Source organism: Streptomyces calidiresistens (genome assembly GCF_014141525.1).
GTDB lineage: Bacteria > Actinomycetota > Actinomycetes > Streptomycetales > Streptomycetaceae > Streptomyces > Streptomyces calidiresistens.
The window spans coordinates 1-4,232 of sequence record NZ_VKHS01000496.1 but is presented as its reverse complement, the minus strand read 5'-3'; the positions used below and the strand labels follow the sequence as shown (position 1 = coordinate 4,232).

Sequence of the window (4,232 nt, the reverse complement as noted above, 5' to 3'; positions counted from 1 at the left end):
GCGGGCGGGCCGCGGGTGCTCGGTGGAGCCGCAGACGGCGCACGGGGTGCCGTCGGCCAGGGCCCCGGCGAGTTCGGCGGCGAGGCCGTCGAGGCGACGTTCGCGGATGTCCAGCCAGTGGGCGCGGGCGTCGTCGGCCGCGCGTCCGGCCGCCAGGTGGGCGGTTTCCGCCTCGCGCAGCAGGGCGTCGAGACGGTCACGGCGCCGGGCCGCGTCCCGCCGGGCGCGCGCGGCATCGAGGAGGGCGGTGATCTCGGGGAGGCGGGCGGCCGGCGGGGCCAGTTCCGCGGCCTCGGCCGCGGGTGTCCCCCGCTCACGGCGCAGGCGTTCGAGTTCGGTGCCGAGTTCGTCGAACCGGCGGTGCTCGGCCGCCTCCTCCGCGTCCAGGGCGGTGAGGTCGCGCTCGAGTGCGGCGGCCTCCCGGGCGGCCTCCCGGGCGGCGGTGAGGCGACCGATCTCCTCCCGCAGGGCGTGTTCGCGGGAGACGAGGTGTTCCTCCCCGGCCTCGCGCAGGTCGGGCGGCAGGTGTCGGCGGGCCTCCTCCTCCCGGGCGAGGGCCGAGTCGTGGGCGGCCCGGGCATCGGCGCACACCTGGAGTGCGGGCAGGACCGTCGCGGCGCTCTCCGCCCTCTCCAGGCGTTCGCGGTCACGGTCGATCCCCGGCCGGGCGGCGTTCAGTTCGTCGTCCTCGCGCAGGGCGGCGGCCCGGCGGGCGCGGAGTTCCGCGGTCCGGACGGCCCGGGCGTGACGGTCGGCGGCCCGGCCGGCCGCCGCTTCCGCGGCGGCCAGGCGCAGATCGGCCAGTTCGCGGCGTTCGCGGGCGGCGACGCGGGCGACGGCGGCCCGGGCGAGGACGGCCTCGGCGCAGTGCGGGTCGTCGGGGCCGGGCAGTGGGGGCGTGTCGGCGGCGAGGTCGGGGCACGGTCCGGCGGCCTGGTCGACGCGGTGGGCCAGGGACACCAGGTGTTCGTCGCCGGCGCGCAGTCGGTCGCGGGCCTCGGCCCGGCGTTCGGCCAGTCGGCGTTCGGCCGCGGCGAAGCGGCCGGTGTCGAAGAGACGGCCGAGCAGGTGGGCGCGTTCCTCGGCGCCGGCGCGCAGGAAGCGGGCGAAGTCGCCCTGCGGCAACATGACGACCTGGCAGAACTGTTCGCGGCTCATGCCGGTCAGGCGGCCGATCTCCAGACCGATTTCCTGGTGGGAGCGGCTGAGCGCCGTCCATTCGCCGGTGCGGGGGTCCCGTTCGCGCAGCAGGGACAGGGCCTTGTCGCGGGTGGTTCCGGTGCCCCGGCGCTTGGGACGCTCCTGTTCGGGACGGCGGGTGATCTCCAGCCGCCGCTCGCCCACGGTCAGGTCGAGGACCACCTCGGTGGGTGCCCCGGGGTCGGCGTGGTCGCTGCGCAGGGAGGACAGGGCCTGTTGGCGGGCTCCGGGCACCGAGCCGTAGAGGGCGTAGCAGACGGCGTCCAGGACGGAGGTCTTGCCGGCGCCGGTGGGGCCGTGGAGGAGGAACAGCCCGTCGGCGGCCAGGCGTTCGAAATCGACGCGTTCGGTGCCGGCGAACGGACCGAAGGCGGTCAGGGTGAGGTGGTGCAGCCTCATCGTCCGCTCTCCCGGAGGCTGTCGCGGTCGGTGTCCCGGGCCCGCCCGGCCTCCAGCGCCTCGATCAGCAGGGCGCGCTCGGCGGGGTCGGGGCCGCGACCCCCGCGCACATGGGTGACGAAGTCCTCGGCGACCCGGCGGTCGTCCCGACCGCGCAGGCGTTCGGTGTAGCGGGGAGCGGTGGCGTCGGGTGGTGTGTCCGGCTCGTGCCGCAGGCTGAGCAGGCGGGGGAAACGGGCCGAGAGCCGGCCCAGCGGGTCGTCCGGGCGGGAGGGGTCGGTGAGGGTGACCTCGACCAGGGCGTCGGCGGCACCGTCGGGGACGGGCGCGGAGAGCAGGTCCTCCAGGGTGCCGCGCAGCCGCAGCAGGCGGTGGGGCACGGGCGTCTCCACGGCCTCGGCGGTGAGTTCACCGGCGGGGCCGAGTTCGATCCACCACATGATCTTGCGGTGGTCGGCCTCGGAGAACGAGTAGGCCAGGGGGGAGCCGCTGTAGCGGACGCGGTCGGTGAGGGCACGGGCGCCGTGCAGGTGGCCCAGCGCGGTGTAGTCGATGCCGTCGAACAGGGAGGGGGGGACGGCCGCGACCCCGCCCACGGTGATGTCCCGCTCGCTGTCGGAGGGTTGGCCGCCTGCGACGAAGGCGTGGACGAGGACGACGGAGCGCGTGCCGGGGGGCCGGGAGGCGAGGTCGGCGCGGACGCGTTCCATCGCGGCTCCCAACACCTCCTCGTGGCCGCCGCGGGTCAGGCCGAAGCGGTCGCGAACCAGGGCGGGTTCCAGGTAGGGGATGCCGTAGCAGGCCACCGGGCCGTACCCGTCGTGCAGGAGCACCGGTTCGGCCAGGCGGTCGGGGTCGGTGCGCAGGTGGATCCCGGCCCGGGCGAGCAGTCCGGAGCCCACCCCGAGGCGGGCGGGTGAGTCGTGGTTGCCGGCGATGAGGACGACGGGGCTCCCGAGGTCGGCGAGGCGGTGGAGGGTGTCGTCGAAGAGCCGGACGGCGGTCAGGGGCGGCACCGCGCGGTCGTACACGTCACCGGAGACCAGCACGACGTCGGGGCCGCGTTCGCGGACGGTGTCCACGAGGTGATCCATGACGGCACGCTGTGCCTCCAGCAGGCTCGTGCGGTGCAGGCCGCGGCCCAGGTGCCAGTCCGAGGTGTGCAGGATCCTCACGGTGTGCCGGACGGTTCCCGCCGCCCGCCTCCCCCCTCCGCTTCGCGTTCCGTGCCGTGTCCGGATTCCGGGTCCGGTCCCCCCGTGCCCCGGTCGCGGGATGCCGGGGTCCGGGGGCACGCTACCAGTCGTGGCGCGGCCGCCCGGGTGGTTTCCGGTCGGGACCCCACCGGAGGGGGCGGGGCGGGGTCCGTCCCGCTCACCCCGGGAGGGTCTCGGTGCGGGCGGTGCCGGCGGTGGCGTCGGCGATGCGGGCGCCGATCTCCTCCAGTTCGGCCTCCGGCACGGCGAGTTCGATGGTGACCCGGGAGGCGTGGTGGACACCGAGGACGGCGAGCCCCCCGGCACGCAGCTCGTGTTCGAGGCGCCCGGCCCGGTCGTGCCCGACGGTGACCCGCAGGGTGCGGGTGCGGCGGCGCTCCACGGTCCCCACCCGGTCCAGGGTCTCCCCCACCACCCCGCCGTAGGCCCGGATCAGGCCCCCGGCTCCGAGTTTGGTGCCGCCGAACCAGCGGGTGACCACGGCCGCGACGTCACGGATGCCGCGGTGCAGCAGCATCCGCAGCATGGGGGCGCCGGCGGTGCCGCCGGGTTCGCCGTCGTCGTCGCAGCGTCGGATCGCCGCGTCCGCGCCCAGCACGTAGGCGTGGCAGGTGTGGTCGGCGGTGGGGTGCTCGGCCCGCAGCCGGTCGACGAGGGCGCGGGCGCCGGTCTCATCGGCGACGGGCGCCACCACGCAGCGGAAGCGGGACCGGTTGATCCCGACCTCGTGGACGCCCTCGCCGGGCACGGTCAGGTAGCGGTCCGGCATGCCGTCAGCGTATCGGGCGGAGGGGCGGGCGCGGAATGCGGGCGCGGGTGGTGTGGTTGCCGTGGACATGGTCGAGACCTACGGAGACGACGAGACGGTGCGCGCCATTCTGCGGGACGCGGGTGACACCTGGGCGGTGGTGGGGTTGTCGAACAACCGCGGGCGTGCCGCCCACGGCGTGGCGGCACTGCTGCAGCGCATGGGCAAGCGGGTGGTGCCGGTGCATCCGCGGGCGGAGACGGTGTTGGGCGAGCAGGGGTGGCCCTCCCTCCGGGAGGTTCCGTTCCCGGTGGACGTGGTGGATGTCTTCGTCCGGTCCGAGGCGGCGGGCGCGGTGGCCGACGACGCGATCGCGGTGGGCGCGCGGGCGGTGTGGTTCCAACTCGGGGTGATCGACACGGAGGCCCATCGGCGGGTGCGGGAGGCGGGGCTGTTGATGGTCATGGACCGGTGCCCGGCGATCGAGTACGGCCGGATGGCCTGAGTCGCGGGGCGGCGGACCGCTCACTCCGTCGGTGCGGGAGCCGGCGGCCGGGCGCTCCCCTCCCCCGGCCGGGCCGGTTCCGGGACCGCCCGGAGGCGGCGCAACTGCTCGGCGGTGATCCCCTCGGGCAGCGGTTCGGGGGCGGGGGTGCGCAGCGGGGGGC

4 protein-coding genes are annotated in these 4,232 nt (G+C 76.3%); 1 reads left to right on the top strand and 3 read right to left on the bottom strand.

Annotation, left to right across the window (positions count from 1 at the left end; translation table 11 throughout):
- From FOE67_RS18385 to FOE67_RS18375, 3 genes are all read right to left on the bottom strand, one after another.
- The coding region (locus FOE67_RS18385; protein WP_182665681.1) for an AAA family ATPase at window positions 1-1,599 on the bottom strand (1,599 nt) is incomplete at its 3' end.
- Window positions 1,596-2,774, bottom strand: coding sequence for an exonuclease SbcCD subunit D (locus FOE67_RS18380; protein ID WP_182665679.1), 1,179 nt, complete (start codon window positions 2,772-2,774; stop codon window positions 1,596-1,598). The genes FOE67_RS18385 and FOE67_RS18380, both read right to left, overlap by 4 nt.
- 199 nt (window positions 2,775-2,973) lie before the next feature.
- Window positions 2,974-3,585: an IMPACT family protein gene (locus tag FOE67_RS18375; RefSeq protein WP_182665677.1), complete on the bottom strand. Its 612-nt coding sequence runs from the start codon at window positions 3,583-3,585 to the stop codon at window positions 2,974-2,976.
- 67 nt (window positions 3,586-3,652) lie between these two features.
- Between FOE67_RS18375 and FOE67_RS18370 the strand changes: the two genes are divergently transcribed.
- On the top strand, window positions 3,653-4,069 hold the full coding sequence (locus FOE67_RS18370; protein WP_182665675.1) for a CoA-binding protein: 417 nt from the start codon (window positions 3,653-3,655) through the stop codon (window positions 4,067-4,069).
- Window positions 4,070-4,232 lie beyond the last annotated feature (163 nt).

Bases quoted from the DNA above. Each gene is read 5' to 3' on its own strand.
- FOE67_RS18375 (WP_182665677.1), bottom strand. From the start codon at position 3,585: ATGCCGGACCGCTACCTGACCGTGCCCGGCGAGGGCGTCCACGAGGTC.
- FOE67_RS18370 (WP_182665675.1), top strand. From the start codon at position 3,653: ATGGTCGAGACCTACGGAGACGACGAGACGGTGCGCGCCATTCTGCGG.